We start from the raw sequence: 24,858 nt of genomic DNA on the forward strand, positions 1-24,858 counted from the left end.
GGAGAGAGATAGATGAACCATCGCAATTTGCGTCCCGCGGTGCGGCTCGGCTTGCTGCCGGCCGGTATCGCGATCGCACTGGTGCCGGCGTTTGCCAGCGCCCAAGAAGCCGATGCAGCTCCCGCCCAAGACGCCACGACGCTCGATCGCATCGAGGTCACCGGCTCGCGCATCAAGCGCGCCGACATCGAAACTTCGCAGCCGATCTTCACCCTGACCCGCGCCGAGATCGACAAGCAGGGCGTGACTTCGGTCGCCGACGTGCTGCAGCGCATCTCCAGCAACGGCGCCGCGCTGAACTCGACCTTCAACAACGGTGGCGACGGTTCCTCGGGCATCAGCCTGCGTAACCTCGGCAGCAGCCGCACCCTGGTGCTGGTCAACGGCCGCCGCTGGACCACCCAGCTCGACGGTTCGGTCGACCTCAACACCATCCCGGCCTCGATCATCGAGCGCGTGGAAGTGCTGAAGGACGGCGCCTCGACCATCTACGGTTCCGACGCCATCGCCGGCGTGGTCAACATCATCACCCGCCGCAACTTCGAAGGCGCCGAAGCCGGCGCGTACTTCGGCCAGTACAACGCCCAGGACGGCGACCGTCAGGCGTACGACTTCTCGCTGGGCGTGAGCAACGACCGCTCCTCGCTGCTGCTGGGCGCTTCCTACGTGAAGGAAGAGGCCGTCATGGCCGGCGCTCGCAAGATCTCCGCGGGCGGCGCTCCGTTCTTCTCGGGCCAGAGCGGCACCGGCTTCCCGGGTTCGTTCGTCGACAACCAGGGCACCGCGTCCAACGCCGACGACGTGCGCTACGTGCTCGACGCGCAGGGCAACAAGGTCGTTTACGACTCGGCCATCCACGGCTACAACACCTCGCCGGACAACTACCTGCTGACCCCGCAGGAGCGCACCTCGCTGTTCGCGCAGGGCACGTTCGACATCACCGACAACCTGACCTTCCGCACCGAGACGCTGTACAACCAGCGCATCTCCGAGCAGCTGCTCGCGGCCATGCCGGTCACCGGCCTGACCCTGAGCAAGGACAGCCTGTATGCGCCGGCCGAGTACAAGGGCGTGCGCGATCTGGTCGGCGTCAACCGCCGCTTCCAGGAAACCGGCGGCCGTTCGTTCAACCAGGACGTCAAGAACTTCCACTTCTACGGCGGTCTGGAAGGCTACTTCAGCGTCGGCGAGCGTCAGTTCGATTGGGACGCCGGCTACCGCTACGACAAGTCCGACGAAAGCACCCTGACCTACGGTCTGTTCAACCTGGCCGCGCTGCGCAACGCCTACGGTCCGTCGGAAATGCGCGACGGCAAGGCCGTGTGCGTGTCCGCTCCGGGCGGCGCGATCATCGCCGGCTGCGTGCCGATCAATCCGCTCGGCGGCCTGGGTGCGATCACCCCGGAAGGCCTGGCGTACACCGGCTTCACCGCGCACGATTCGGCCAAGGTCGAGTCCAAGAGCTACACCCTCAACGTCAGCGGCGACATCGTCGACCTGCCGGCCGGCCCGCTGGGCTTCGCCGCGGGCTATGAGCACCGCACCGAGAGCGGCCAGTTCGATCCGGACGCGTTCATCGCCGCCGGCCTGAGCACGGGCAACGCGCGTTCGCCCACCGCCGGTTCGTACTCGCTGGACGAGTTCTACCTCGAAGTCGCCGTGCCGGTGCTGTCCGACCTGCCGTTCGCCAAGCTGCTCGACTTCTCGGTCGCCACGCGTTACTCGGACTTCAGCAACTTCGGCAACACGCTGAACAGCAAGTTCGGTTTCCGCTGGAAGCCGATCGACGACCTGCTGATCCGCGGTAACTGGTCGGAGGGCTTCCGCGCCCCGAGCATCAGCAACCTCTACGGCGGCAACACCGACTCGTTCGAGAGCTACATCGACCCGTGCTCCAGCCACTCGCCGCTGCGTAGCAACCCGCAGGTCGCCGCTCGCTGCGCCGCCGAAGGCGTGCCGGCGAACTACGTGCAGCCGGGCAACGGTTCGTCGCGTCAGACGTTGGAAGCCTTCACCTGGACCTCCAACGACAAGCTGTCGCCGGAAACCTCGACCAGCAAGACCCTGGGCTTCGTCTACAGCCCGAGCTGGCTGCAGGGCTTCGACATCGCCCTGGACTGGTACAAGGTCAAGATCGAGAACGCGATCACCCGTCCGGAAGCGCAGTTCATCCTCGACAAGTGCTACGCCGGTACCCCGGGCGAGCAGGCCGCGTATTGCGGTCTGTACCAGCGCGGCGGCACCTCCGCCGGTAACCCGAACATCATCGACAACCTCGAGATGCCGCTGCTCAACCTCGCTCAGTACGAGGTCGAGGGTTACGACATGACCTTGAACTACCGTCTGCCGGAAACGGTCTACGGCAAGTTCTCGATCACCTGGGACACCAGCTACACCTCCAAGTGGATCGCCACCGCCACCAAGGACTCCGTTGCGGAAGAGCGTCAGGGCCTGTACCTGCCGAACGATCCGTACTGGCGCATCAAGTCCAATCTGTACCTGGATTGGAGCAAGGGCGACTTCGGCGCGACCTGGGGCATGCGCTACAAGTCGGGCATCGACGAGGTCTGCCCGTTCACCGGTGCGAACGCGCAGGCTTACTGCTCGGATCCGAACCGCGTGACGGCCGAAGGCGCTTCGCCGCGTAACCACCTGGGCGCGACGACGTACCACGACATGCAGTTCCGCTACAACACGCCGTGGAACGCCACCGTCTCGGTCGGCGCGAACAACGTGTTCGACAAGGATCCGCCGCTGTCGTTGACCGCGAAGTACAACATGTTCGACCCGCAGTACGACCTGCCGGGCCGCTACTACTACCTGCAGTACCGTCAGCGCTTCTGATCGACGGTTGCCGTAGTAGGCAGCACGCAGTACCGGGAGGCGGGCCATGGGCCCGCCTCCTTTTTTATGCGCATCCGAATCGGTTCGGGCGCCCGCCGACGCGCTTGCGCCGGGCGATGGCGGCTCGGCTGCGACGCGTCAGCGCGGGCCGGCATCGCCGGGCGCGATCAGCCGACGAAACGCGCGCGCGCGACGACCGTCTTGCTCAGGCCGGTCGATAGGTCGGTCACCAGCACGGACATCCGGATCAGGCCGTCGCCCATCAGGTCCGATGCGATCGGCGTGTTGCACGCGTGGAAGTTGCCGCAACCGGCGGGCGCAGTGCCGGTATCCAGATCGGTCCAGACGTAGCTGTAGCTGCCCGGGGTCAGGCCGGTGACCACGAAAGAAGCGGTGGTGGGGTCCGGTCCATTCCCCACCATGGAGACGCATCCGTTCGCGGTCAGCGCATCGTTGGCGTTGGTGTCGACGAAGCAGGACAGCTTGACGTTGGTCAGGTCGCCGGCGATCGCCGGCTGCGCTGCGCTCGACAGGCCCATGGCCACGAGCAAGGTCGCAATCATTGCGTTACGCATTCCTTGATCCTCCTTGTTTGATTTCCCTGGCGAACTGCTGCGTTCGCCGCATGCAGCCTAGGCCAGAAAACAAGCCGATGCCCTGAACAGAGCGAGCGCTGAGCGCTATGTGTGGCTTATTGGCGCGTGTCTGCTGGCGATCATGTGTATTAGAAGTGCCGTCTATCGCTGCGCCTTGGTCTGTCGTCGAATGTCGCCACGTCCCGGCGTTCGTCGCAGTCAGGCTCATGCAGCATCCGATCGGCGATGGAACGCGCGACTGCAGCGGTGGTCGCATCCCGCGTGCGCATTCGCAACTCGACGAATCGGGATTCGCAAGACCCGGCTGCGAGCTTGCGAACTTGCACAGACCGATCGCCACGAGTGCGCGCGCAGTCGTGCAAGACCGGTACGCGCATGGAGGACGCGTGATCCGTGATGGCGGATGCGTGTGGAGCGAATAGAGCCCGCCTTCGCATCGCGGCGTTCGCGGCGATCGTTGCGGCGCGTCGGCAGCGCGTTCGCCTGGGAATGTGTGGCGGCACGAAGTACCGGCGCAGGGCGGGGCGGGGACTTTCGACGAGCGCCGGCGCGGCGGCGGGGCCAGTCCCGTGGGCCTTCCTGCGTGGCCTCGCCCCGGAGCGGGCGGCGGCCGCTGCGGTAATATCGGGCCCATCGCAAGCCCGGATCGCACGATGAAATTGCAGGTGCCGTTCATCCAGTTGCCGCTGACCATCGATGCGGCGCGGCTGGCCGCCGAGATCGCCGACCTGGGCGAGGGCCCCTGGCGCCCGCACCCGCAGGGTTTCGCCGGCAACTCCATGCTGCCGCTGGTGGCGGCGGACGGCGACCCGGCCAACGAGGCTTTCTCCGGGCAGATGCGCCCGACCCCGGAGCTGCTGCGCTGCCCGTACCTGACCCAGGTTTTCGCCAGCCTCGGCGCCACCGTCGGCCGCAGCCGCTTGATGCGCCTGTCCGGCCATGCCGAGGTCACCCGCCACGCCGACCAGGGCTATTACTGGGCCGAGCGCGTGCGCGTGCACGTGCCGGTGGTGACCCAGCCGACCGTGCGCTTCGAGTGCGGCGATGCCGCCATCAACATGGCCGCCGGCGAGTGCTGGATCTTCGACACCTGGCGCCAGCATCGCGTGATCAACGACGCGGTGGAATCGCGCATCCATCTGGTCGTGGACACGGTCGGCGGCGGCGATTTCTGGGAACTGGTCGCACGCGGCCGCCCGCACAACGTGCCGCCCGCGGGCTGGCCGCAGCAGGCGGTGGTGCCGCGCGCCAGCGAAATCGCCGATTTCGCCTGCGAGGCCGTCAACGTGCCGGCGGTGATGAGCCCTTGGGAGCTCAACGCTCACTTCGGCCTGCTGTTCGCCGATGCCGAGCCGCATCCGCAGCTGCAGCAGGTGCGCCAGGCCTCGATGCGCTTCGCACGCGTATGGCAGGGCCTGTGGTTCGAGTACGGCGAGCGCCCGCAAGGCCGCGCGCGTTATCGCGATGCGTTGCAGCGCTTCATCGACGAGGTCAAAGGCCCCAGCCAGACCATCCGGCTGAAGAACGAGCTGCGCTGGTTCAACGCCATGATGACCATCGTCGCCAAGTTCGCGGTGGGCAGCGAGACGCCGGCGACGGGCAATAGCGCCGAGCAGCAGCGCGCGGTGGGCGATAACGCCTAGCCGTCGCTATCCTCTCCGCCCTGCGGGGCAGCACCTTCTCCGCCTCGCGCTTCCTTCGGTCGCCGCAAGCGGGCGTAGGGAATAGCAGGTGGCAACGCTGCGAAAACACGAAGGCCGCCCTGGGGCGGCCTTCGTCGTAGCGGAATCGCGATGGCCTCAGAACTTGGGCTTGTCGCTCTCTTCGGTGGCGTTATAGCGCTCGATCGCTTCCAGCAGGATCTGCTTGGCTTCGGCGGCCTTGCCCCAGCCGTCCAGCTTGACCCACTTGCCCTTCTCCAGATCCTTGTAGTGCTCGAAGAAGTGGCCGATGCGGTCCAGCCAATGCTGGCTGACCTGCTCGATATCGGAGATGTGGCTGTAGCCGGCGAAGACCTTGTCGATCGGCACCGCCAGCAGCTTCTCGTCGCCGCCGGCTTCGTCGGTCATGCGCAGCACGCCGACCGGACGGCAGCGGATCACCGAACCCGGGATCAGCGGCAGCGGCAGCACCACCAGCACGTCGGCCGGGTCGCCGTCGCCGCACAGGGTGTGCGGCACGTAGCCGTAGTTGCAGGGGTAACGCATCGGGGTCGACAGGATGCGGTCGACGAAGATCGCACCGGAGGCCTTGTCGACCTCGTACTTGACCGGCTCGGCGTCCTTTGGGATTTCGATGATGACGTTGATCTCTTCCGGCGGGTTCTTGCCGGTGGGGACGAGGTCCAGACCCATGATGCGTAGCTCCGACTGCTGGTGGCCCGCCGGGGGGCAGGCCTAGAAAGAGCGGGCATTCTACGCGGCCGGCTGTTGCGATGCAGCATCGGTCCGGCCGACCCGCCGCTGCGGCCCGCCCGTCCGCGCCGGGGCCCCGGCCCGTCGAGGCATTGCCGTCCCGGCATGCCGAACGGCCGTGACCCGGACCGGCCGAGGAGCGATGGCGAGGCGACACAGGACGGAGACCGGGCTTGGTGTCGGCCATGCCGTGCGCCGCCGTGACCCCGGCCGCCGCGGAATGGCTGCCGGGCCTGGCGCGGCATCGAGCGACACCCGGCTGCCGCCGGTGCGCGGCCCGTTCGAGTCCGCCAGCGCCACCCACGCCGGCGTGGGCCCGCCCGCCGACGAGGCGGCCTATCGCGTCGGCGGCGCGCGGGTGCGCGGGCTCGGCGAGCGCGGCAGGCAGTACGCCCAGCACACGCCCAGCGCGCCCCGAGCCGCCTACCATTCCCCGATCGGAGCGATATGACACGGTGCAAAGGAATGAAGCAGACCCAGGACCGGACTCACGTACTCCTGCTGACGCCGCTGCTGCTGGCGGCGCTGGCCGCGCAGGCCAGAACCGGCGCAAGCGATGCCGGCCCCGATCGGGCGCGCACCGACGAGTCGCGCACCGCCGCCTATTTCGATCGCATCGCCGACCGGCCGCCGCAGCTGCGCATGTTCCTGCAGGCCATGCCCAAGGGCGGCGACCTGCATAACCACGCCAGCGGTTCGGTCTATGCCGAGGACTATCTGCGCTGGGCCGCGGAGCAGGGCTATTGCGTGGCCGCCGACAGCCATCGCATCGTGCGCCCGCCCTGCGAGGTGCCGGCGTCGGTGGCGGCGCGCGATCTGGCCGGCAAGGACTACGCCGCTTACAGCCGCGCGATCGACGCGCTGTCGATGCGCAACGCGACGCTGCCCGATTTCGACCGTTTCTTCGCCAGCTTCGACGGCTTCCGCGCGGTCTCCACCGGCGACGCCGGGCGGGTGATCGCGGCCGCGCGCGAACTGGCCGCCGACGACAACCTGGCCTATCTGGAACTGATGTCGATGCCGCGCAGCGCGCAGGTGGTGCTGGACGCGGCCAAGGCCGGCGATCAGGACGGCGGCGATCTGGACGCGCTAGCGGCGGCGCTGGCGCCGCTACTGCCGGCGGCGGTCGCCGAGGCGCGCGCCGAGCTGGATCGCGACGAAGCCGCGTTCGCGGCTTCGCATGCCTGCGCGAGCGCTACGCCCAAGCCCGCCTGCGCGGTCGAGGTCCGTTATCAGATCCCGGCGGTGCGCCATCGCACGCCGGCGCAGGCCTTTGCCGCGATGGCGTTCGGCTTCGCCCTGGTCGAAGCCGATCCGCGCTGGGTCGGCGTCAACATCGTCGGTCCCGAGCACCACCCGGTGGCGCAGCGCGACTACGGCTTGCACATGCGCATGTTCGCCTACCTGAAACAGCGCCATCCCACGGTGCCCTTGTCCCTGCACGCGGGCGAACAGACCCTGGGCCTGGTCGCGCCGCGCGAGCTGCGCTACCACGTGCGCGATGCGGTGGGGGTGGCCGGCGCGCGCCGCATCGGCCACGGCGTGGATATCGCCTACGAGACCGACGCGGTCGCCTTGCTGGAGCGCATGGCGCGCGAGCGCATCGCGGTCGAGATCAACCTCAGCAGCAACGCGGCCATCCTCGGCGTGCAGGGCGCGCAGCATCCCTTGCACGCCTACCTGGCCGCGGGCGTGCCGGTGGTGCTGGCCACCGACGACCAGGGCGTGCTGCGCAGCGATATGACCCACGAGTACCAGCGCGCCGTGAAGGAGCAGGGCTTGCGCTACGCCCAGCTCAAGCGGATCGCGCGCGACAGTCTGGAGTACGCCTTCCTGTCGGGCGCCAGCCTGTGGGCCGAACGCGCCGGCGGCGCGCGCGTGGCCGCCTGCGCGCGCTCGCGCGAGAGCGCCGACGCGGCGTGCGCGCGCTTCCTGCAAGGCAGCGACAAGGCGCGCCAGCAATGGCGGTTGGAGCAGGACTTCGCGCGCTTCGAGCGCGGTTACCGCTGAGCGCGCCCCGGCGCAAACGAAAACGGCGGCCGTAGCCGCCGTTTTCTCGCCGCCTGCAGGCCGCCGCTTACTCGAGGCGCACCTCGACCCGGCGCGCCTCCTTGGCGGTGCCGTCGCCTTCCATCTGCACCGGCTTGTCCATGCTCACGCGGTCCGCGGACAGGCCCTGCTGGACCAGCCAGTCCCTGACCACCGACGCGCGCTGCTTGGCCAAGTCGGCATTGCGCGCGGGATCGCCGCTGCTGTCGTGAAAGCCCGACACGCGCGCCTTCAGCGCCGGATCGCGCTGCATGCGGTGGTAGGCCTTGGACAGCACGGTTTCGAACTCGGCCGGCAGCGCGGCCGAACCGCTTTCGAAGTACAACGTGGCCAGCGAGTCCGGCGTGGCATCGGTGGCCGGCATGGCATTCATCGCCGGTGCCGACAGCGCCGCCACCGGCGCGCCGTGCGCGGCCGCGTCGGCCGGACCGGCGCCGCTGGGCAGCAGCGGCACCAGCAACAGCGCGACGATGTTGATGATCTTGATCAGCGGATTGATCGCCGGGCCGGCGGTGTCCTTGTACGGATCGCCGACGGTGTCGCCGGTGACCGCGGCCTTGTGCGCCTCGGAACCCTTGCCGCCGTGATGACCGTCCTCGATGTACTTCTTGGCGTTGTCCCAGGCGCCGCCGCCGGTGGTCATCGAGATCGCCACGAACAGGCCGGTCACGATGGTGCCGATCAGCAGACCGCCCAGTGCCTTCGGACCCAGCAGCAGGCCGATCACCACCGGTACCGCGACCGGCAGCAGCGAGGGCACGATCATTTCCTTGATCGCCGACTTGGTCAGCATGTCCACGGCGCGCGAGTAATCCGGCTTGCCGGTGCCTTCCATGATGCCGGGGATGTCGCGGAACTGACGACGCACTTCCTCCACCACCGCACCGGCGGCGCGGCCCACGGCTTCCATCGCCATGGCGCCGAACAGGTACGGGATCAGGCCGCCGATCAGCAGGCCGATGATCACGTAGTGGTCGGACAGGTCGAAGGAGAACACCGTGCCCGGATGCGCGGCCTGCAGGTTGTGGGTGTAGTCGGCGAACAGCACCAGCGCGGCCAGCGCGGCCGAACCGATCGCATAGCCCTTGGTCACCGCCTTGGTGGTGTTGCCGACCGCGTCCAGCGGGTCGGTCACCGCGCGCACTTCCGGCGGCAGCTCGGCCATCTCGGCGATGCCGCCGGCGTTGTCGGTGATCGGGCCGTAGGCGTCCAGCGCGACGATCATGCCCGCCATCGACAGCATCGAGGTCGCGGCGATGGCGATGCCGTACAGGCCGCCGCACGCATGCGCGCCCCAGATCGCCAGGCACACCGCGATCACCGGCAGCGCGGTCGACTTCATCGACACGCCCAGGCCGGCGATGATGTTGGTGCCGTGACCAGTGGTCGAAGCCGCCGCGACGTGCTGCACCGGCTTGAACTGGGTGCCGGTGTAGTACTCGGTGATCCATACGATCACGCCGGTCAGCACCAGGCCGATCAAGGCGCACCAGTACAGGTTCAGCGCGCCGTAGGACGAGTCGGCCATCAGCTGGGTGGTGATCGGGTAGAACGCGATCGCCGCCAGCACCGCCGACACGATCACGCCCTTGTACAGCGCGCCCATGATCGAGCCGCCGGCTTTCACCTTGACGAAGAACGCGCCGATGATCGAGGCGATGATCGACACGCCGCCCAGCACCAGCGGGTACAGCACCGCGTTGGTGCCGGCCTGGGCGATCATCAGCCCGCCCAGCAGCATGGTCGCGATCACCGTGACCGCATAGGTTTCGAACAGATCGGCGGCCATGCCGGCGCAGTCGCCGACGTTGTCGCCGACGTTGTCGGCGATCACCGCCGGGTTGCGCGGGTCGTCCTCGGGGATGCCGGCTTCGACCTTGCCCACCAGGTCGGCGCCGACGTCGGCGCCCTTGGTGAAGATGCCGCCGCCCAGTCGCGCGAAGATCGAGATCAGCGAGGAGCCGAAGGCCAGGCCGACCAGCGCGTGCAGCGCCGCTTCGCCCTGGATGCCGACCTTGTCCAGCGCCAGCCAGTAACCGGCCACGCCGAGCAGGCCCAGGCCGACCACCAGCATGCCGGTGATGGCGCCGCCGCGGAAGGCGACGTCCATGGCCGGGCCGATGCCCTTGCGCGCGGCTTCGGCGGTGCGCACGTTGGCGCGCACCGACACGTTCATGCCGATGTAGCCGGCCGCGCCCGACAGCACCGCGCCGATCAGGAAACCGATCGCGGTGGGCCAGTTCAGGAAGATGCCGATGACCACGAACAACACCGCGCCGGCGATGCCGATGGTGCTGTACTGGCGGTTGAGGTAGGCGCGCGCGCCTTCCTGGATCGCGCCGGCGATCTCCTGCATGCGTTCGTTGCCGGCGGGTTGTGCGCTGATCCAGCGCGCGGAAATGATCCCGTACAGGATCGCGATGACGGCGCAAGCCAGCGCCAAGGTCAAACCGTACTGCTCCAGCATGAACCCCTCCCCAGAGTGGACATCAGGAATTTCTGATCACCTATAAAGTTTTAGGTCGCAGGCCGGAGTTCCGGCGCGGCAACGCAGGGACTATCGCACAGCCCCTGGGCCTGTGAAACCTCGTGAAACCAGGGTTCAGCCCCGGCGTGCCAGCCTGCGACCCCAGTCACGTATCGATGGAGCCTGTTCATGCGCATCGCCGTCGTCCTGCTCGCCGCCGCGCTGTCGCTGCCGGCCCTGGCCGTCGCTTCCGGCAGCGATCCCGCCCCGGAGATCCAACGCCCGGCCGCGCAGCCGCAGGCGCTGGGCGCCGTCCACACCCTGCGCCAGATCCCCGAGGCCTGCGCCCGCCTGGAGGGCCAGTTCACCGGCCAGGCCGCGCAGCCCTACAAGTTCGCCGTGGTCCGCACCAGCCCCAACTGCCAGCCGCGCGCGCGCTTCGTCGACGCCGCCAAGGCCCAGCCCTCGCTGGCCGCGGGTTGGAAATTCAACGATCTGATCCGCGTGCCCAACGCGGCCTGCCCCTCGCAGCAGGCGGTGGTGCGGGTGTGGCGCAAGCCGGCCGACGTCGCCCCGCCCAAGCTGGACGGTCAGGGCCAGGCGCGTCTGTACCTGGCCGACGAGAAGGCCAAGGCCGCGGCCAATCAGCTGGCGGCGGTGCCGATGTTCGCCGCCGCGATGACGGTCGAGGGCAGGGCCTGCGGCGGCTGAGGCGCGCCGCGCGCCTGGCGCACATACGCGGACGGGCGCCGATGCGGCGCCCGTCTGCGATCGATGCGGCTTACTTGGCGAGCTTGAGCTTCTTGGCCAGGGCGTCGAACGCGGCCGCGTCGGTGGGCGACAGGTTCGGACGACCCGCGATGATGCCCATGCCCAGCGTGCCCTGCACGTAGTAGGTTTCGCCGGCTTCGATTTCCATGGTCAGCACGTCCTTGGTCTCGCCATGCACGCGGTACTCGTGCGTGCCCGGCTCGGCGACGTGGACGAAGTACTTGCCGTTGCGCAGCTTGCCCAGCTCGGTTTCGCCCTCGCGCACCTTGAAGCCGACGGCGGCGCCGACTAGCTTGGACGGACGGAAGAACACGATCTGACCCTTGCCCTGCGGCGGCACGCCGATCGGGCCGGAGGCTTGCGCGTCGGTGGCGCTGTCGTCGGCCGCTTCGGCGCTGGCTTCGGTCGCGGCCGGCTGGGCGGCGTCCTGGGCCAGCACGGCGCCGGAGAACATCAGGCCCAGCGCGAGGGCGGAAACACGGAACTTCAGGTTCATCTAAGGACTACTCCTTGGGTGGTTGAACAGCGTCGGCCGCAGCGGCCGGCGATGGAGAAACGGGCAGGGCGGTCGCGGTCGCGGCGACCGTGCCGGCGACGGGCAGCTCCAGATCCTGGGCGAGCTTGGCGCGCAACGCGGTGTCGGCCGGAATCTCGATCTCGCGTCCGCGCACGAACATCGCGAACGGGCCGATCACGAAGGCCGCGCCCATCGCGCCGTTGATCTGATCGCGTCCGCTTTGCCCCACCGACAGACCGCGCAGGGGAATCTGGCGGCCGTTGAATTCCAGATAGCGGCCCGCGATCAGCAACTCGCCGGGATGGCCGCCGCCGCGCGAACGCGCGCCGTGCACGACTTCGCCGACGGCGGGCGTGCCGGCCGGTATCGGCTCGGCGCCGTCGACCGTCAGCGGCTGGCTCAGGCGTAGCGCGAAGCGATCGCCGCGCTTGTGGCGCGCCGAGGACAGGCTTTCGCCGAGCTGCAGTTCGACCACGCTGCCCGCCACGAGCCGGCAGCAGGGCGCAAGCGGCGCAGCGGTGGTGACGGCGGTGGTCGCAGTGGTGTCGTCGGCCGCGGCAGGCGCCGCGCTCGGCGTGGTCGCAACGTCGGGCATCGCGATCGGGAGCGGCGCCGCCGCGGCGCCGTCCTGCGCGTGCGCGGCGGGAACGACCAATAACGCCGCGAGCGCGGCTGCGAACTTGAACATGAGCGACGCCCCCCTGAGCGTGGCCGCACCTTAGCCAAGGCTCGGATTTCAGGCAAGCGCGGCGCGCGTGCGCGGATCGGGTTCGCTGGGATCGCGGCGGCGCGGGCGATGCCGCCAGCCGGTCCGACGCCGGTGGCGAGCGGGAGGCGCTAAGCCAATGGCCGCAAGGATTCGGCGCTGGCAGGGGGCGGATGGTTCGCCGGTGAGGAGTCGTCGAGGCGGCGCATCAACCATGCGCGCGACTTCGAGGCCGCGCGCCAGACCGGTAGCGTCCGTCGCCGAAGCGGTGCGGCCTGCGCCGGCGGAGCGGGAAAGCGCACAGGCCGCGCCGAAGCGCGGCCTGTGCATTGCCGTTGCGGCTTACTGGATGCCGCGGCAGTTCTTCAGCCACACCAGGTAGCTGGACTCGTCGTAATGGTCGTAGGTGGCGTTGAGGTACATCTTGTCGCCGTTGCGCATCGCCAGCGCGTAGGCGTTCTGGTCGGGCATCATCCGGCAGGCGATGCGCAGCTCGCCGCGCCGCGACTTGCTGGGGACGAAGCCCGGCACCAGCGAGGGGTTCATGTCGAAGTACAGCTCGAACGCGCCCTTCCTGCCGGCCACGCCCTTGTTGACGCCCTTGATGTTGTAGACCTTGCCTTCGAAGCGCACGTCGATCGCGGCGGAGTTTTCCAGGCCCTGGCGTTCGATATCGGTGGCCAGCGCGGTCGCCTGGATCTCGATCGGCTTGACCGCGGCGCGCGCGACCGGCGCCTTGCCCGGCTTGAGCTGGGTCAGCATCTTGCACATCTCGGTGCGGATGCCGTCGGCGTTGCCGAACGCGCCGCGTCGCGTCTTCATCAGCATCGACACCGTGCCGTCGGGCTTGGCGGTGACATAGACCTGCAGGCCCTTGTGGGCCAGGTTCGCCGGCTCCTCCAGCAGCAGCGAGCCGCTGTCGGGGCTTTCGTCCAGCACGTCCATGCCGTCGGCGATGGCGAGGTTGCGCATCTGGCCGATCGCGCTGGGCACGCTCAGGCCCGCCACCTTGTAGGAGGTCGAGTATTCGGCGCCGGAGAGCGCATTGCCCTTCTTGCTGAAGTTGTCGTCGCACTGCCCGGCCAACGCCGACAGGGGCAGCAACAGCAGCATCGGGAGCAACAGTTGGATCGGCTTGGCTTTCATGAGCAGTTCCTTGAAGTGATCGGTCTTCCGTGCGCCTTGCCGACGGCCGGCGACGCCCGCGGCCGCAGATTGCCGGATTACCCCTGTCGATTCAACGACAATCCGGCACGAATTCCGCTATCGCGTTCGCATTCTTGCGTTCGAACGTGCGTTACGCGCGCTCAAGCGCAGGGATCGGCGGGGTAGCGGCGCTGCATTTCCTCGGGCGTGAGCTCCTCGATGCTGTGACCGATGTTCCAGCGATGGCCGAAGGGATCGATCACAGTACCGGAGCGCTCGCCGTAGAAATGATCGCGCGGCGCCATCGCCAGCTGCGCGCCGGCGGCGACCGCGCGCGCGACCGTCGCGTCGGCGTCGTCCACGTGCAGGTGCAGGGTATGGCTGTGGCCGTGCTCGGGCACCGGGCGGCGGATGTCGATCTCCGGATACTCCTCGCAGAGCATCAGGGTGCTGCCGCCCAGGTCCAGTTCGACATGGCCGATGCGGCCGCCGGGCTCGACCAGGCGGAACTTCTCGCTGGCCTCGAAGGCATAGGTGTAGAACTCGATCGCGGCCTGGGCATCGGCGACGCAGAGATAGGGAAACAGTTCGTGTACGGCCATGGCGGTGCTCCGGGGTGGGTGTGCGCGTCAGCCTGCGTGGCGCGCGCGCCGCACGATTGGACGAAATTTACCTGCTTGCCGCTGCGGCGACGCCTGCTCTCTGTGGGAGCGGCGTGAGCCGCGATGAGCCTGCGGCCACGACGAAACTCTGGGCGGCGGGGCTGGCTGTCGCGGCTGCGCGATCGCGGCTTACGCCGCTCCCACAGAAAGCCCACAGATCGCACCAGCGTCCGCGCCCCCCGCCCGCGCTCAAGCCAGGGGCAGGTGATTCGGCGAGCCCGGCGCGCGCGCCGCGTACTCGCGCGGGCTCACGCCGGCGAACTCGCGGAATTCGCGGATCAGATGGGATTGGTCGAAGTAGCCCGCGTCCAGCGCCAACTGCGCCCAGGCCGGGCGCGGCGTCGCCGCCAGCGCGGCCAGCAGGCGCTGGAAGCGCAGCACGCGCGCGTAGCGCTTGGGCGCCAGGCCGGCGGCATCGCGGAAGCCGGCGATGAAATGGCGCGGGCTGCGGCCGCAGGCGTCGGCCAGCGCCGCCACGTCGGTCTCGGCCGGCGCGCGCTGCACGCGCGCCAGCGCCTGCGCGATCTGCGGGTCCAGCCCGCGCCCGCCGCGCGCGCGGCGCAGGCGCGCGCCCAGGAACGCCAGCAGCAGCGCGCGGCGATGGGCGGGGTCGGCGTCGGCGGCCAGGCGCTCGTACAGCCGCCCGGCTTCCTGCCCGCACAACTGGTCCAGGTCGACGTGGCCGTCGGCGAGCTCGGCCGCCGACACCCCGAACAGGGCCAGCGCCGCGCCCGGCCGCAGCACCGCGCCTACCGAGGCGGCGGGATGGGCGGTGTCCTTGATGCAGTAGCCGGCGCGCACGCCGCCGACGGTGGCGGCGCTGTAGCCGCGGCCCTGGCGGTCGTCGGCGCTGGCGTAGATCCGCAGCGGCGGGCCGTCCAGGCGGATCGACAGATGCATCGCGCCGCTGGGCAGCGAGTGCTCGCGCGCATGCGCGGGCGGCGCGTCCGGGCGCGCGCAGGCCCAGACCTGCGCTACCCAGGGCCGCAATGCCGCCGCCTCGTGCATGCCCGCGCCCTCAGCCCTCGAAGGCCGGCAGCTTGCGCTTCACCGCCACGTTCTTCAGCGTCACGTACTTGGGCAGGCCGTCGCGGCCGTAGGGCGGCGGCGCCTCGCCGCGGATCAGCGGCTCCAGGTATTTGCGCGCGCTGGCGGTGATGCCGTGGCCGTCCTTGCGGATGAAACCGGCCGGCATCTTCTTCTCGTGGTTGGCGACCTTGTCCAGCGGCGCCGGTGCGATCTTCCAGCGGTAGGGCGCGTCGGAACTGCGCACGATCGCCGGCATCACCGCGTTCATGCCCTTGAGCGCGTACTCGACCGCGGCCTTGCCCACCGCCTGCGCCTGCTCGACGTCGGTCTTGGAGGCCAGGTGGCGGGCCGAGCGCTGCAGATAGTCGGGCAGGGTCCAGTGGACCTTGTAGCCCAGCACGTCCTTGACCCGGCCGGCCAGGTGCGAGGCCACGCCGCCGAGCTGGGTATGGCCGAAGGAGTCCTTGCCGCCGCCGGCATCGGCGACGAAACGGCCGTCGGCGGTCTGGATGCCCTCGCTGGCGACCACCACGCAGTAGCCCACGCGCTCGACGACGGCTTTGACGCGCCGGAAGAAGTCGGCTTCGTCGAACGGCCGCTCCGGGAACAGGATCAGGTGCGGGGCGTCGTCCGGGCCCTGGCCGGCCAGGCCGGCGGCCGCGGCCAGCCAGCCGGCGTGCCGGCCCATGGCCTCGTAGACGAAGACCTTGGTGGAGGTCTCGGCCATCGCGGCCACGTCCAGCGCCGCCTCGCGCACCGACACCGCGGTGTACTTGGCGGCCGAGCCGAAGCCCGGGCAGCAGTCGGTCACGGCCAGGTCGTTGTCGACCGTCTTGGGCACGCCGATGCAGGTCAGCGGATAGCCGAATTCGGCCGCCAGGCGCGAGACCTTGAGCGCGGTGTCGGCCGAGTCGTTGCCGCCGTTGTAGAGGAACCAGCGCACGTCGTGGGCCTTGAGCACCGCCAGCAGGCGCTCGTAGCGGGCGCGGTCGGCGTCCAGGGATTTCAGCTTGACCCGGCAGGAGCCGAAGGCCCCGCCCGGGGTGTGCGCCAGGGCCCGGATCGCCGCCGCCGATTCCTTGGAGGTGTCGATCAGGTCCTCGCGCAGGGCGCCGAGGATGCCGTTGCGGGCGGCCAGCACCTTGACCTTGCGCGCACGGGCGGTCTCGATGACGGCCGCGGCGGTGGCATTGATGACGGCGGTCACGCCGCCGGATTGCGCGTACAGCAGGGTTCCAGAGGCCATGGGGGTTCCAGGATTGACGCCGGGATGCGGTAAGCTGACCGCAATATTGACGCCCGGCGGTGGGGTGGCGACGGCTGAGTGTAGCGCCGCGCCCCGGGCACGCGACCCAGGCCGCTCCCGAGAGAGCGCCGGCCGCGCGAGGCATTCTTGTTCTAGGAGCGATGTAGATGCGATTGGTACTTCTGGGCGCGCCCGGTTCCGGCAAGGGCACGCAGGCTGCGCGGCTCAAGGACCACCTGCAGGTGCCGCACATTTCCACCGGCGATTTGCTGCGCGCCGAAGTCGCGGCCGGCAGCAAGCTCGGCCTCGAGGCCAAGGCGGTGATGGACGCCGGCAACCTGGTCAGCGACGAGATCCTGCTGGGCATGCTTGAGGACCGTTTCTCGCGTCCGGACACCCACGGCGGCTTCATCCTCGACGGCTACCCGCGCAACCTGGCCCAGGCCGATGCGCTGGACGTGCTGCTGAAGAAGATCGGCCAGCCCATGGACTACGCCGTGCAGCTGGAAGTGCCGATCGAGCTGCTGGTCGAGCGCATCGCCGGCCGCGCCGCCGAGCAGGGCCGCAAGGACGACAGTCCCGAAGCCGTGCGCACCCGTTTGAAGGTCTACGACGACGTGACCGCCCCGGTGATCGAGTACTACCGCCAGCACGGCCGCCTCACCGCGATCGACGGCGTGGGCTCGCTGGACGAGGTGTTCACGCGGATCGTCGAGGCGTTGTCGCCGGCGCCGGTGGTCGGCTGAGTTTTCCGCTTCGTTTTTGCTTCCGCCTTTCGCTTTAGCCCCCTCTCCCGCTCGCGGGAGAGGGCTGGGGTGAGGGCACACGAATCCCAAAACCACGGCGTCAGTATCGAAATCGCGACATCGGCTGCTAGCCAGCTTGCGTCGAACGCCAACTGTCGCGCGCCCTCACCCCTTGCCCTCTCCCGCAAGCGGGAGAGGGGGAGTAGGCCCTATGCGGGAGTCGCTGCGTTGAGCTTTCGCTGTTAATCCAGGACGTCGGATCTTGAAGCTACATATCTTGGGCATTGCCGGTACCTTCATGGGCGGCGTCGCCGCGCTCGCGCGCGAACTCGGCCACCAGGTCGAAGGCAGCGACCAGGCGGTGTATCCGCCGATGTCGACCCAGCTGGAGCAGCTCGGCATCGCCCTGCGCCAGAGCTACCAGCCCGAACACATTTCCGCCGATTGCGACGAGGTCGTGGTCGGCAACGCGCTGTCGCGCGGCAACGCCGCGGTCGAGCAGGTGCTCGACGACGGCCGCCGCTACACTTCCGGCGCGCAGTGGCTGTCCGAGCGCGTGCTGCCGGGCCGCGACACCCTCGCGGTGGCCGGCACCCACGGCAAGACCACCACCACCACCATCCTCACCTGGCTGCTGGAAGCCGCCGGCCGTGCGCCCGGCTTCCTGATCGGCGGCGTCGCCGAGGATTTCGGCGTGTCCGCGCGCGTCGGCGGCGGTCGCGAGTTCGTGGTCGAGGCCGACGAATACGACACCGCCTTCTTCGACAAGCGCAGCAAGTTCGTCCACTACCGGCCGCTGGTGGCGATCCTCAACAACCTCGAATACGACCACGCCGACATCTTCCCGGACGTGGCCGCGATCCAGCGTCAGTTCCATCACCTGGTGCGTACTGTGCCGCGCCGCGGCCGCCTGATCGTCAACGGCGAGGACGCGCGGCTGGCCGAAGTGCTGGCGATGGGTTGCTGGACGCCGGTGGAGACCTTCGGCCTGGACGCCGACGCGGCCCAGGGCGGCGCCGGCTACACCTGGAGCGCGCGCCTGCTCGCCCAGGACGGCAGCGCCTTCGTCGTGGTCCACAACGGCAACGAGATCGGCGAGGTGCAGTGGCCTTTGCTGGGTCGCCACAACGTGATGAACGCCTTGGCCGCGCTGGCCGCCGCCCATGCGGTCGGCGTCGAGGTCGCCAGCGTGCTGCCCGCGCTGGCCGCGTTCCGCAGCGTCAAGCGCCGCCTGGAAGTGATAGGCGAGGCCGACGGCATCACCGTCTACGACGACTTCGCCCATCACCCGACCGCGATCGCGACCACCCTGGCCGGCCTGCGCGCGCGCGTCGGCGCGGCGCGCATCGTGGTGGCGATGGAGCCGCGCAGCAATTCCATGCGCCTGGGCGCGCATGCGCAGGCCCTGGCGCCGTCGCTGGACGGCGCCGACGCGGTGGTGTTCCTGCACCGTCCGGAACTGGCCTGGGACGCCGGCCAGGTCGTCGCCGGCCTGCGCGGCGAAGGCGTGACCGCGGCCGATGCCGACAGCCTGATCGCGGCCCTGCGCGCCCGCGTGCGCGCCGGCGACCACGTCGTCTTCATGTCCAACGGCGGCTTCGACGGCGCGCCGCGCCGCTTCCTCGCCGCCCTGCGCGACCACGCGGGCTGAACGCGGCCGCGGCTATCGGCGGCCGCGTCCTGCAGCCGATAATGCCAATTCAAATGTGCCAATCTGAACGCCGGATCGGTCGTTTTTTGCACATGCCAGCGGCAGATGTGTGCCAATCAGGCACACTTTGAATATCCACATATCACCTGATTAGTGCCCAAATTGCGTAGCTGGGGCACGGCGAAGTCGCGTCCGAGGCCCTGTCTCAGATGGCAACTGATAATTGTCATTTGTGCATACGAAAAGTGCCACTCTCGGCTGTGAGTTACGCAACAATGAGTTGCGTCACTCCCGCCGCCCGTGCGCCGCATCCCGCGCCCGCCCGGGCGGCCCGTCTCGGCCTGGCAGGATGCATGGGCGGTACTGCATGACTTCAAACCACGACGACTTCGCTCAGCGCCTGCGCCATGCCTTGGACTATTCCGGTTTCGCCAAGGGCCGCGGCCGCATCGGCGCACTCGCGATCCAATACAACGTCAGCCGCGAGACCGCGCGCAAATGGCTGGCCGGGCTGTCGCTGCCGGAACTGCAGCGCATGATCGAGATCGCCAAACAGCAACGCGTGAGCTTCGAATGGCTGAGCACCGGACGCGGCAGCGTCGACGGCAACGGCGTGTCCGTGCGCGACGCCGGCGGCCACTACGGCGACCCCGACGAACTGCAGTTGGCCGGATTGGTGCAGCGGCTTTCGCGCAAGAAGCGCCGCGCCCTGATCGACCTGCTGGAGCCGTAGCGAGACGCTAGCCGGTGCGCGTGCCGCGGGTACACTGGCGGCATGTCGACCGCCTCCGACACCGCAGCCGCCAACCCCGAATCGCTGGGCCTGTTTCCCCTGCACACGGTGCTGGTGCCCGGCGCCGCGATCGGCCTGCGCGTGTTCGAGCCGCGCTATCTGGATCTGGTGCGCGACTGCGGCCGCCGCGGCCGCGGCTTCGGCGTCTGCCTGATCATCGACGGCGAGGAGGCTGGTGCGCCGGCCAGCGCCGCCGCGTTCGGCACCGAGGCCCTGATCGAGGATTTCGGCACCGACGCCGACGGCCTGCTGACCTTGCGCGTGCGCGGCGCCCGCCGTTTCCACGCGCGTCGGGTGCGGGTGCGCGACAACGGCCTGCAGGTGGCCGAGATCGAATGGTGCGCGCCCGATCCCGAGCAGGTCCTGCGTCCGGAACACGGCTTGCTCGCGACGCTGCTGCAGGAGCTGATCGACCGTTTCGGCGGCGAGTACGCGCTGGCGCCGCGCGTGCGCATGGAGGACGCATCCTGGGTCGGCTGGCGCCTGGCCGAACTGCTGCCGCTGCAGCACGCCCAGCGCCAGGCCCTGTTGCAGATCGACGACCCGCACGAACGCCTGGATCGCCTGCTGGTCCTGCTGCCGTAAACCCTCAGCCGGCTCGTAGGAGGCGGCGGGCCGCCATGCGAACCGCGTCTCAACGCGCCATTCAAGACCGCATCGCCACACCCGCCGAACGCGACTGCGCTCAGGGTGCGCCGCGCTAAGGCTTGCGCGTTTGCGCCGGCAGCTCGCCGCCCGCTGGTGTCGTGCGCAGGCGCAGCACCGGCGTGCCATGGAACCCGGTCGCCTCGATCGCGCTGAATTCCTTCAGCGCCGCGCGCACGGTCGCATGCGCGCGCACGTCGTCGCTGGTCGGCAGCCACAAGGCGGCCGCGTCCAGCGGCTTGTTGAGGCGCAGCACCTGGCTGGTGCCCAGCCACAGCGGCGTGCCGTCCTCGAACTTCGCCGGCGCCGGCCACAGCCGCAGCGCGTACTGCTCGTCCGGGCGCGCGCCCGCGCGCAGCAACAGCAGCGACTCGGCCTGCGCATCCAGCGTGGCCGGCAGCACCGCTTGTTCCAGCGGCGGCGCACTGTCGTTGAGCAGCGCGATCGTGGCCAGCCAATCGGCCTGCGGCTGCACCCGCCAGCCCTGCGCGATCAGGCTTGCGCGCAGCGGTTCCAGCGGGCCGGCGACCTGCAGGTCCAGCGGCCAGCGCCGGCGCAGATCGCGTTCGTTGCGGTGCTCGGGCAGGGTCGCCCAATCGCGCCGCCACCAGTCGTCGACCGCCAGCACGCGGGTGGGCGCGGCGGCGGCGAACTTCGCCAGCAGCGCGTCGGCCGAGCGCGGCGCATGCCACAGCGCCGCGGCCGCGAAGCTGCCGTAGAACAGCCAGGCCAGCGGCCGCATCCAGAACGAGCGCGCGACGTGGCGGCGATAGGCGATGCCCAGGATCAGCAGCCAGACGATGCCGAACAAGGTGCCGCCGACCAGGTCGCTGGGCCAATGCGCGCCCAGGTACAGACGCGCGAAGCCGACCAGGGTGGTCACCACGCCGGCCAGCAAGTACGGCCACACGCGTTGCCGGCCCGGCAGTTCGCGCGCGATCAGCACCGCGAAGAAACCGAACACGATCGTGGTCATGGTGACCGCGACCGAGGGGAAGCCGAAGCCGGCCGGCGCGGTCGGCGGGCGCGGCATGTCGATCGCCGCTTCCAGCAACGAGGTCAGGGCCAGGCCGAACACGATCGCCGCCACCCAGTGCGCAGCCGCCATCCAGCGCCGCCGCCACAGCAGATAGCCCAGCGCGACGAGTGCCGCCGGCGCCAGCACCGCCGCGTCGCCCAGGCTGGCCAGGCCCGCCATCAGGCGGTCGGCAAGCGGGTTGCGCAGGCTCCACATCAACTCGTGGATGCTGTGATCCAGCGCCAGCGGACCGCCGCTGGCCAGCAGGGTCGCCAGCAGGGTGAACCAGATCCAGCTGATCGTCAGCAGGCACACCGCCAGGATCGCCAGCGACGCCGACTCGGGCCGGTTCGGATCGATCAGGGCTTCGGCGTAGCGGCCCATGCGCGGATGCCGGCGGGTCCAGCGCAAGGCGCGCGCGAGCAGGTTGTTGGCGTGCGCGGCGAACCAGCGCCAGGTGTAGAGCACGCAGGCCCAGACCAGCGCCACCGCCACCAACAGCCCGCCCAGCACCAGAGCCAGGCGGTCGGCGACCGCGGCCACCGCATCGTAGGACGCGCCCAGCACCCAGCCCGGGGCCAGGAACGCGGCGGCCCAGGCGATGCAGGCGAACAGGCTGGGCAGGGCGTAGCGACGCGCCGGCATGTGCAGCATGCCCGCGATCGCCGGCACGAACGGCCGCACCGCGCCGACGAAGCGCGCGATCAGGATGCTCTTGCTGCCGTGGCGGCGGAACAACTGCTCGCCGCGATCCAGCCATTGCGGATAGCGCGAGAACGGCCAGCGTTGGCGCAACTGCGGGCCCCAGCGATAGCCGACCCAATAGCTCAGGCCGTCGCCGGCGAAGGCGCCCGCCGCCGCGCAGGCCAGCGCGTAGGGGCCGCTGATGTGGCCCAGGCCGACCAGAGCGCCGACCGCGAACAGCAGCGGCAGGGCCGGCACCACGATGCCCGCCAGGATCAGGGCGTCGCAGAACGCAATCAGGAAGATCACCGCGCCGGCGGCGGTGGGGTTCGCCGCGATCCATGCGGTCGCGCTTTCGAGCCAGGCTGAATCCATCGGTCGATTATAGGCAGCGCGGAAGACAGGATTAGGGAGTGGGACGCGAATGCCTGGAATTCAAGCGAGCTTCCGCCAGTCGATCCCCAATCCGCGGGCCCGAACGTACACTGCGCATATGACCATCGACGCCATCGAAGTCGCCGCGCTCAAAGCCGACAGCTTCGGCCGCATCGCGCTGATGCGCGACGGCGACGGCCTGTTCGTGCGCCGCGATCTCGCCCATGTGCCGCTGTGGCTGCGTTTGCCGGCCTGGTGGCTGGCGCGGCGCGAGGCCCTGGCGCTCGGCCGCGTGCACGGCCTGGCCGCGCCGCAGCTGCTGCGCTGGGACGGGCGTCGGCTCGACCGCAGCTACCTCGACGGCGCCGCCATGTACCAGCGCCCGCCGCACGGCGATGTCGCCTACTTCCGGCGCGCGCGCCGCCTGCTGCAGCAACTGCATCGCAGCGGCATCGCCCACAACGACCTGGCCAAGGAGGCCAACTGGCTGGTGCTGGCCGACGGCGCGCCGGCGGTGATCGACTTCCAGCTCGCGGTGTGCGGGCGGCCGCGCGCGCGTTGGTTGCGCCTGCTCGCGCGCGAAGACCTGCGCCACCTGCTCAAGCACAAGCGCACTTACTGCCCGCAGGCCCTGACGCCGATCGAGCGGCGCCTGCTGAAGCGGCCTTCCTGGCTGCGTCAGGCCTGGTTCGCGACCGGCAAACCGGTGTACCGCTTCGTGACCCGGCGTATCCTGCATTGGGAAGACAACGAAGGGCAGGGGCCCAAGCCTTGAAGGCCGGTCCCGCCGCATCCGTACGCGGATGGGCCGGGAGCGCATGGTGCGATGCCTCGGCTAGGATCGTTTGCGCTGGCGGGCGCCGCCACTCACGAATCACGCTACGACGCGCTTGCGATCGCGCAGGCGACCGCCGCCGGCGTTCCCCCAAGGAGTCCTTATGAGCAGTTTGTCCGGCAAGACCCTCTTCATCACCGGCGCCTCGCGCGGCATCGGCCGCGCGATCGCCCTGCGCGCCGCGCGCGACGGCGCCAACATCGCGATCGCGGCCAAGTCCGATGTCGCCAATCCCAAGCTGCCGGGCACCATCCACAGCGTCGCGGCCGAGATCGAGGCCGCCGGCGGCCGCGCGCTCGCGCTCAAGTGCGACATCCGCGAGGAGGACGAGGTTCGCGCCGCGGTCGCGGCCACCGTCGACGCCTTCGGCGGCCTCGACATCCTGGTCAACAACGCCAGCGCGATCTGGCTGCGCGGCACCCTGGACACGCCGATGAAGCGCTTCGACCTGATGCAGCAGGTCAACGCGCGCGGCAGCTTCCTGTGCGCGCAGGCCTGCCTGCCGCATCTGTTGAAGGCGCCCAACCCGCACATCCTGACCCTGGCGCCGCCGTTGAGCGTCGACCCGAAGTGGTGGGCGCCGCACACCGGCTACACCCTGGCCAAGATGGGCATGAGTTTCGTCACCCTGGGCCTGGCCGCCGAGTTCGGACCGCAGGGCGTGGCGGTCAACGCGCTGTGGCCGCGCACGGTGATCGCCACCGATGCGATCAACATGATTCCGGGCGTGCAGGCCGAACGCTGCCGCACCCCGGACATCGTCGCCGACGCCGCGCACGCGGTGCTGGTGCGGCCGGCGCAGGGCTACTACGGCCACTACCTCATCGACGACGACGTGCTGTTCGCGCTGGGCGTCACCGATTTCACGCCCTACGCGGTCGATCCGACCCAGCCCTTGCTGCCGGACCTGTTCCTGGACTTCGACAGCGCGCCCAAGCACCGGCGCTGAGCGAGGACGATGCCGATGGTCGAGGCAATCCGATGAAGCGTTGGCTGCGGCCGCTACGTGCCCTGTTCGGCGCGTCGGAACAGGGCGACGAGGTTGTCGTCATGGATCCCGGCACGATTCTGTATTCGCTGCCGACCATCGCCATGGACGAATTGGAATTCGTCGTCCCGACCCGCGAGTCTTTCGAGGGCGCGCCGCAGTTCCACGAGGACATCTGGCGCCAGCTCGAGTTCTATCCGGGTAGCCGGCGTGAGGAAATTCAGCAGTTGTTGGTGGAATGCCAACGTTTCGAGCGTACGCATCGCCAGGGACCGGGCTGGAATCAAATCTATGCACGTCGCATCGCGCCTGCGGCGATGCTAAACGGCGCCGATGCGCTGCAAGTTCTGGCCAGCGTGTTTGAGACCCGTCCCGGCCGCGCGCCCATCCTGACCGCTGCGAGACAGCCGTTGGGCCAAGTCAAGGGCGGCTTCAGCGTCGCCATCGCGCCCAAGATCTGGCTGTACGGGCTGCGCGACGAAGACGGGCTCGGCGTGCTGGCCGTACTGCTCGATTCCGGGGCCGACGATTTCACGCTCACGCGCGCATTCATCGCCCTGCACCAGCAGCACGGCCTGATCCTGGTCGATTGGCGTCAGCAGATGCTGCTGGCGGGCGTGCAGCCGGACGGCGACATCGAGGTGTGGTCCCCGTAGGCGCGGTGAGCGACGCTGCC

Annotated in this window: 21 protein-coding genes and 1 pseudogene; 11 read left to right on the forward strand and 11 right to left on the reverse strand. The window is 69.5% G+C overall.

The features are described from left to right. The first annotated feature begins 12 nt into the window (after window positions 1-12). A complete protein-coding gene (locus BMZ45_RS20580; RefSeq protein ID WP_091638392.1) occupies window positions 13-2,844 on the forward strand; it encodes a TonB-dependent receptor plug domain-containing protein in 2,832 nt (943 codons plus the stop codon). Window positions 2,845-3,011: 167 nt separating this feature from the next. Here BMZ45_RS20580 and BMZ45_RS20585 read toward each other — a convergent pair whose 3' ends face one another. Continuing rightward, window positions 3,012-3,419, reverse strand: coding sequence for a hypothetical protein (locus BMZ45_RS20585; protein WP_139215606.1), 408 nt, complete (start codon window positions 3,417-3,419; stop codon window positions 3,012-3,014). A gap of 674 nt (window positions 3,420-4,093) precedes the next feature. On the opposite strand from BMZ45_RS20585, the gene BMZ45_RS20590 reads away from it, so the two are divergent. After that, window positions 4,094-5,083, forward strand: a complete 990-nt coding sequence (locus BMZ45_RS20590; RefSeq protein WP_091638394.1) for an aspartyl/asparaginyl beta-hydroxylase domain-containing protein — start codon at window positions 4,094-4,096, stop codon at window positions 5,081-5,083. Between the two features lie 156 nt (window positions 5,084-5,239). Here BMZ45_RS20590 and ppa read toward each other — a convergent pair whose 3' ends face one another. After that, window positions 5,240-5,794: an inorganic diphosphatase gene (ppa, locus tag BMZ45_RS20595; protein ID WP_091638395.1), complete on the reverse strand. Its 555-nt coding sequence runs from the start codon at window positions 5,792-5,794 to the stop codon at window positions 5,240-5,242. A gap of 525 nt (window positions 5,795-6,319) precedes the next feature. Here ppa and BMZ45_RS20605 point away from each other — a divergent pair. Then, window positions 6,320-7,864: an adenosine deaminase family protein gene (locus BMZ45_RS20605; protein ID WP_091638397.1), complete on the forward strand. Its 1,545-nt coding sequence runs from the start codon at window positions 6,320-6,322 to the stop codon at window positions 7,862-7,864. 67 nt (window positions 7,865-7,931) lie between these two features. On the opposite strand, the gene BMZ45_RS22080 is transcribed toward BMZ45_RS20605, so the two are convergent. Together BMZ45_RS22080 and BMZ45_RS20610 are read right to left on the reverse strand one after the other, a co-directional pair. After that, window positions 7,932-8,276: an OmpA family protein gene (locus tag BMZ45_RS22080; protein ID WP_343124215.1), complete on the reverse strand. Its 345-nt coding sequence runs from the start codon at window positions 8,274-8,276 to the stop codon at window positions 7,932-7,934. 69 nt (window positions 8,277-8,345) lie between these two features. Then, window positions 8,346-10,370: pseudogene (locus BMZ45_RS20610) on the reverse strand (sodium-translocating pyrophosphatase); the annotation flags it as partial. A gap of 189 nt (window positions 10,371-10,559) precedes the next feature. On the opposite strand from BMZ45_RS20610, the gene BMZ45_RS20615 reads away from it, so the two are divergent. Beyond that, the gene (locus tag BMZ45_RS20615) at window positions 10,560-11,081 is read left to right on the forward strand and encodes a hypothetical protein (RefSeq protein WP_254776717.1); all 522 of its coding nucleotides are present in this window, start codon (window positions 10,560-10,562) and stop codon (window positions 11,079-11,081) included. A 70-nt stretch (window positions 11,082-11,151) separates the two neighbouring features. Here the strand turns inward: BMZ45_RS20615 and BMZ45_RS20620 are convergent, their stop codons facing one another. The 6 genes from BMZ45_RS20620 to BMZ45_RS20645 all read right to left on the reverse strand — a co-directional run bounded on the left by BMZ45_RS20620 (window position 11,152) and on the right by BMZ45_RS20645 (window position 16,447). Next, complete coding sequence (locus BMZ45_RS20620) at window positions 11,152-11,637, reverse strand: DUF2846 domain-containing protein (protein ID WP_091638399.1); 486 nt, start codon at window positions 11,635-11,637, stop codon at window positions 11,152-11,154. Window positions 11,638-11,644: 7 nt separating this feature from the next. After that, window positions 11,645-12,346 (reverse strand): hypothetical protein, encoded by a 702-nt coding sequence (locus tag BMZ45_RS20625; protein ID WP_091638400.1) that lies wholly within the window; start codon window positions 12,344-12,346, stop codon window positions 11,645-11,647. Window positions 12,347-12,706: 360 nt separating this feature from the next. After that, window positions 12,707-13,510 (reverse strand): hypothetical protein, encoded by an 804-nt coding sequence (locus tag BMZ45_RS20630; RefSeq protein WP_091638401.1) that lies wholly within the window; start codon window positions 13,508-13,510, stop codon window positions 12,707-12,709. A 161-nt stretch (window positions 13,511-13,671) separates the two neighbouring features. Continuing rightward, complete coding sequence (locus BMZ45_RS20635) at window positions 13,672-14,112, reverse strand: VOC family protein (protein ID WP_091638402.1); 441 nt, start codon at window positions 14,110-14,112, stop codon at window positions 13,672-13,674. 249 nt (window positions 14,113-14,361) lie between these two features. Next, window positions 14,362-15,180, reverse strand: a complete 819-nt coding sequence (locus tag BMZ45_RS20640) for a helix-turn-helix domain-containing protein (RefSeq protein WP_091638403.1) — start codon at window positions 15,178-15,180, stop codon at window positions 14,362-14,364. Between the two features lie 10 nt (window positions 15,181-15,190). Then, the gene (locus tag BMZ45_RS20645; protein ID WP_091638404.1) at window positions 15,191-16,447 is read right to left on the reverse strand and encodes a 6-phosphofructokinase; all 1,257 of its coding nucleotides are present in this window, start codon (window positions 16,445-16,447) and stop codon (window positions 15,191-15,193) included. A 167-nt stretch (window positions 16,448-16,614) separates the two neighbouring features. Between BMZ45_RS20645 and BMZ45_RS20650 the strand changes: the two genes are divergently transcribed. The 4 genes from BMZ45_RS20650 to BMZ45_RS20665 all read left to right on the forward strand — a co-directional run bounded on the left by BMZ45_RS20650 (window position 16,615) and on the right by BMZ45_RS20665 (window position 20,222). Next, entirely contained in the window at window positions 16,615-17,193 is a 579-nt protein-coding gene (locus tag BMZ45_RS20650; RefSeq protein ID WP_056180057.1) for an adenylate kinase, read from the forward strand. 259 nt (window positions 17,194-17,452) lie between these two features. Next, window positions 17,453-18,844 carry a UDP-N-acetylmuramate:L-alanyl-gamma-D-glutamyl-meso-diaminopimelate ligase gene (gene mpl, locus BMZ45_RS20655; RefSeq protein ID WP_091638405.1) on the forward strand — a complete coding sequence of 464 codons (1,392 nt, stop codon included), beginning with the start codon at window positions 17,453-17,455 and terminating at the stop codon, window positions 18,842-18,844. Window positions 18,845-19,211: 367 nt separating this feature from the next. Beyond that, the gene (locus BMZ45_RS20660) at window positions 19,212-19,577 is read left to right on the forward strand and encodes a hypothetical protein (RefSeq protein ID WP_091638406.1); all 366 of its coding nucleotides are present in this window, start codon (window positions 19,212-19,214) and stop codon (window positions 19,575-19,577) included. A gap of 42 nt (window positions 19,578-19,619) precedes the next feature. Beyond that, a complete protein-coding gene (locus BMZ45_RS20665; protein WP_091638407.1) occupies window positions 19,620-20,222 on the forward strand; it encodes an LON peptidase substrate-binding domain-containing protein in 603 nt (200 codons plus the stop codon). Between the two features lie 115 nt (window positions 20,223-20,337). Here BMZ45_RS20665 and BMZ45_RS20670 read toward each other — a convergent pair whose 3' ends face one another. Then, complete coding sequence (locus tag BMZ45_RS20670) at window positions 20,338-22,359, reverse strand: bifunctional DedA family/phosphatase PAP2 family protein (protein ID WP_091638408.1); 2,022 nt, start codon at window positions 22,357-22,359, stop codon at window positions 20,338-20,340. A 118-nt stretch (window positions 22,360-22,477) separates the two neighbouring features. Here BMZ45_RS20670 and BMZ45_RS20675 point away from each other — a divergent pair, with 118 nt between their 5' ends. The 3 genes from BMZ45_RS20675 (at window position 22,478) to BMZ45_RS20685 (ending at window position 24,838) form a co-directional block, all read left to right on the forward strand. Continuing rightward, on the forward strand, window positions 22,478-23,134 hold the full coding sequence (locus BMZ45_RS20675; protein WP_091638409.1) for a serine/threonine protein kinase: 657 nt from the start codon (window positions 22,478-22,480) through the stop codon (window positions 23,132-23,134). A gap of 163 nt (window positions 23,135-23,297) precedes the next feature. Beyond that, window positions 23,298-24,143 carry an SDR family oxidoreductase gene (locus BMZ45_RS20680; protein ID WP_091638410.1) on the forward strand — a complete coding sequence of 282 codons (846 nt, stop codon included), beginning with the start codon at window positions 23,298-23,300 and terminating at the stop codon, window positions 24,141-24,143. A 32-nt stretch (window positions 24,144-24,175) separates the two neighbouring features. Continuing rightward, window positions 24,176-24,838, forward strand: coding sequence for a hypothetical protein (locus tag BMZ45_RS20685; RefSeq protein ID WP_091638411.1), 663 nt, complete (start codon window positions 24,176-24,178; stop codon window positions 24,836-24,838). Window positions 24,839-24,858: the final 20 nt, after the last annotated feature.

Origin of the sequence: Lysobacter sp. cf310, assembly GCF_900114355.1 — a bacterium.
Classification (GTDB): domain Bacteria; phylum Pseudomonadota; class Gammaproteobacteria; order Xanthomonadales; family Xanthomonadaceae; genus Lysobacter.

Coding starts and splice junctions, on each gene's coding strand:
- BMZ45_RS20580 (WP_091638392.1), top strand. CDS start 13: ATGAACCATCGCAATTTGCGTCCCGCGGTGCGGCTCGGCTTGCTGCCG.
- BMZ45_RS20585 (WP_139215606.1), bottom strand. CDS start 3,419: ATGCGTAACGCAATGATTGCGACCTTGCTCGTGGCCATGGGCCTGTCG.
- BMZ45_RS20590 (WP_091638394.1), top strand. CDS start 4,094: ATGAAATTGCAGGTGCCGTTCATCCAGTTGCCGCTGACCATCGATGCG.
- ppa (WP_091638395.1), bottom strand. CDS start 5,794: ATGGGTCTGGACCTCGTCCCCACCGGCAAGAACCCGCCGGAAGAGATC.
- BMZ45_RS20605 (WP_091638397.1), top strand. CDS start 6,320: ATGAAGCAGACCCAGGACCGGACTCACGTACTCCTGCTGACGCCGCTG.
- BMZ45_RS22080 (WP_343124215.1), bottom strand. CDS start 8,276: ATGAATGCCATGCCGGCCACCGATGCCACGCCGGACTCGCTGGCCACG.
- BMZ45_RS20615 (WP_254776717.1), top strand. CDS start 10,560: ATGCGCATCGCCGTCGTCCTGCTCGCCGCCGCGCTGTCGCTGCCGGCC.
- BMZ45_RS20620 (WP_091638399.1), bottom strand. CDS start 11,637: ATGAACCTGAAGTTCCGTGTTTCCGCCCTCGCGCTGGGCCTGATGTTC.
- BMZ45_RS20625 (WP_091638400.1), bottom strand. CDS start 12,346: ATGTTCAAGTTCGCAGCCGCGCTCGCGGCGTTATTGGTCGTTCCCGCC.
- BMZ45_RS20630 (WP_091638401.1), bottom strand. CDS start 13,510: ATGAAAGCCAAGCCGATCCAACTGTTGCTCCCGATGCTGCTGTTGCTG.
- BMZ45_RS20635 (WP_091638402.1), bottom strand. CDS start 14,112: ATGGCCGTACACGAACTGTTTCCCTATCTCTGCGTCGCCGATGCCCAG.
- BMZ45_RS20640 (WP_091638403.1), bottom strand. CDS start 15,180: ATGCACGAGGCGGCGGCATTGCGGCCCTGGGTAGCGCAGGTCTGGGCC.
- BMZ45_RS20645 (WP_091638404.1), bottom strand. CDS start 16,447: ATGGCCTCTGGAACCCTGCTGTACGCGCAATCCGGCGGCGTGACCGCC.
- BMZ45_RS20650 (WP_056180057.1), top strand. CDS start 16,615: ATGCGATTGGTACTTCTGGGCGCGCCCGGTTCCGGCAAGGGCACGCAG.
- BMZ45_RS20660 (WP_091638406.1), top strand. CDS start 19,212: ATGACTTCAAACCACGACGACTTCGCTCAGCGCCTGCGCCATGCCTTG.
- BMZ45_RS20665 (WP_091638407.1), top strand. CDS start 19,620: ATGTCGACCGCCTCCGACACCGCAGCCGCCAACCCCGAATCGCTGGGC.
- BMZ45_RS20670 (WP_091638408.1), bottom strand. CDS start 22,359: ATGGATTCAGCCTGGCTCGAAAGCGCGACCGCATGGATCGCGGCGAAC.
- BMZ45_RS20675 (WP_091638409.1), top strand. CDS start 22,478: ATGACCATCGACGCCATCGAAGTCGCCGCGCTCAAAGCCGACAGCTTC.
- BMZ45_RS20680 (WP_091638410.1), top strand. CDS start 23,298: ATGAGCAGTTTGTCCGGCAAGACCCTCTTCATCACCGGCGCCTCGCGC.
- BMZ45_RS20685 (WP_091638411.1), top strand. CDS start 24,176: ATGAAGCGTTGGCTGCGGCCGCTACGTGCCCTGTTCGGCGCGTCGGAA.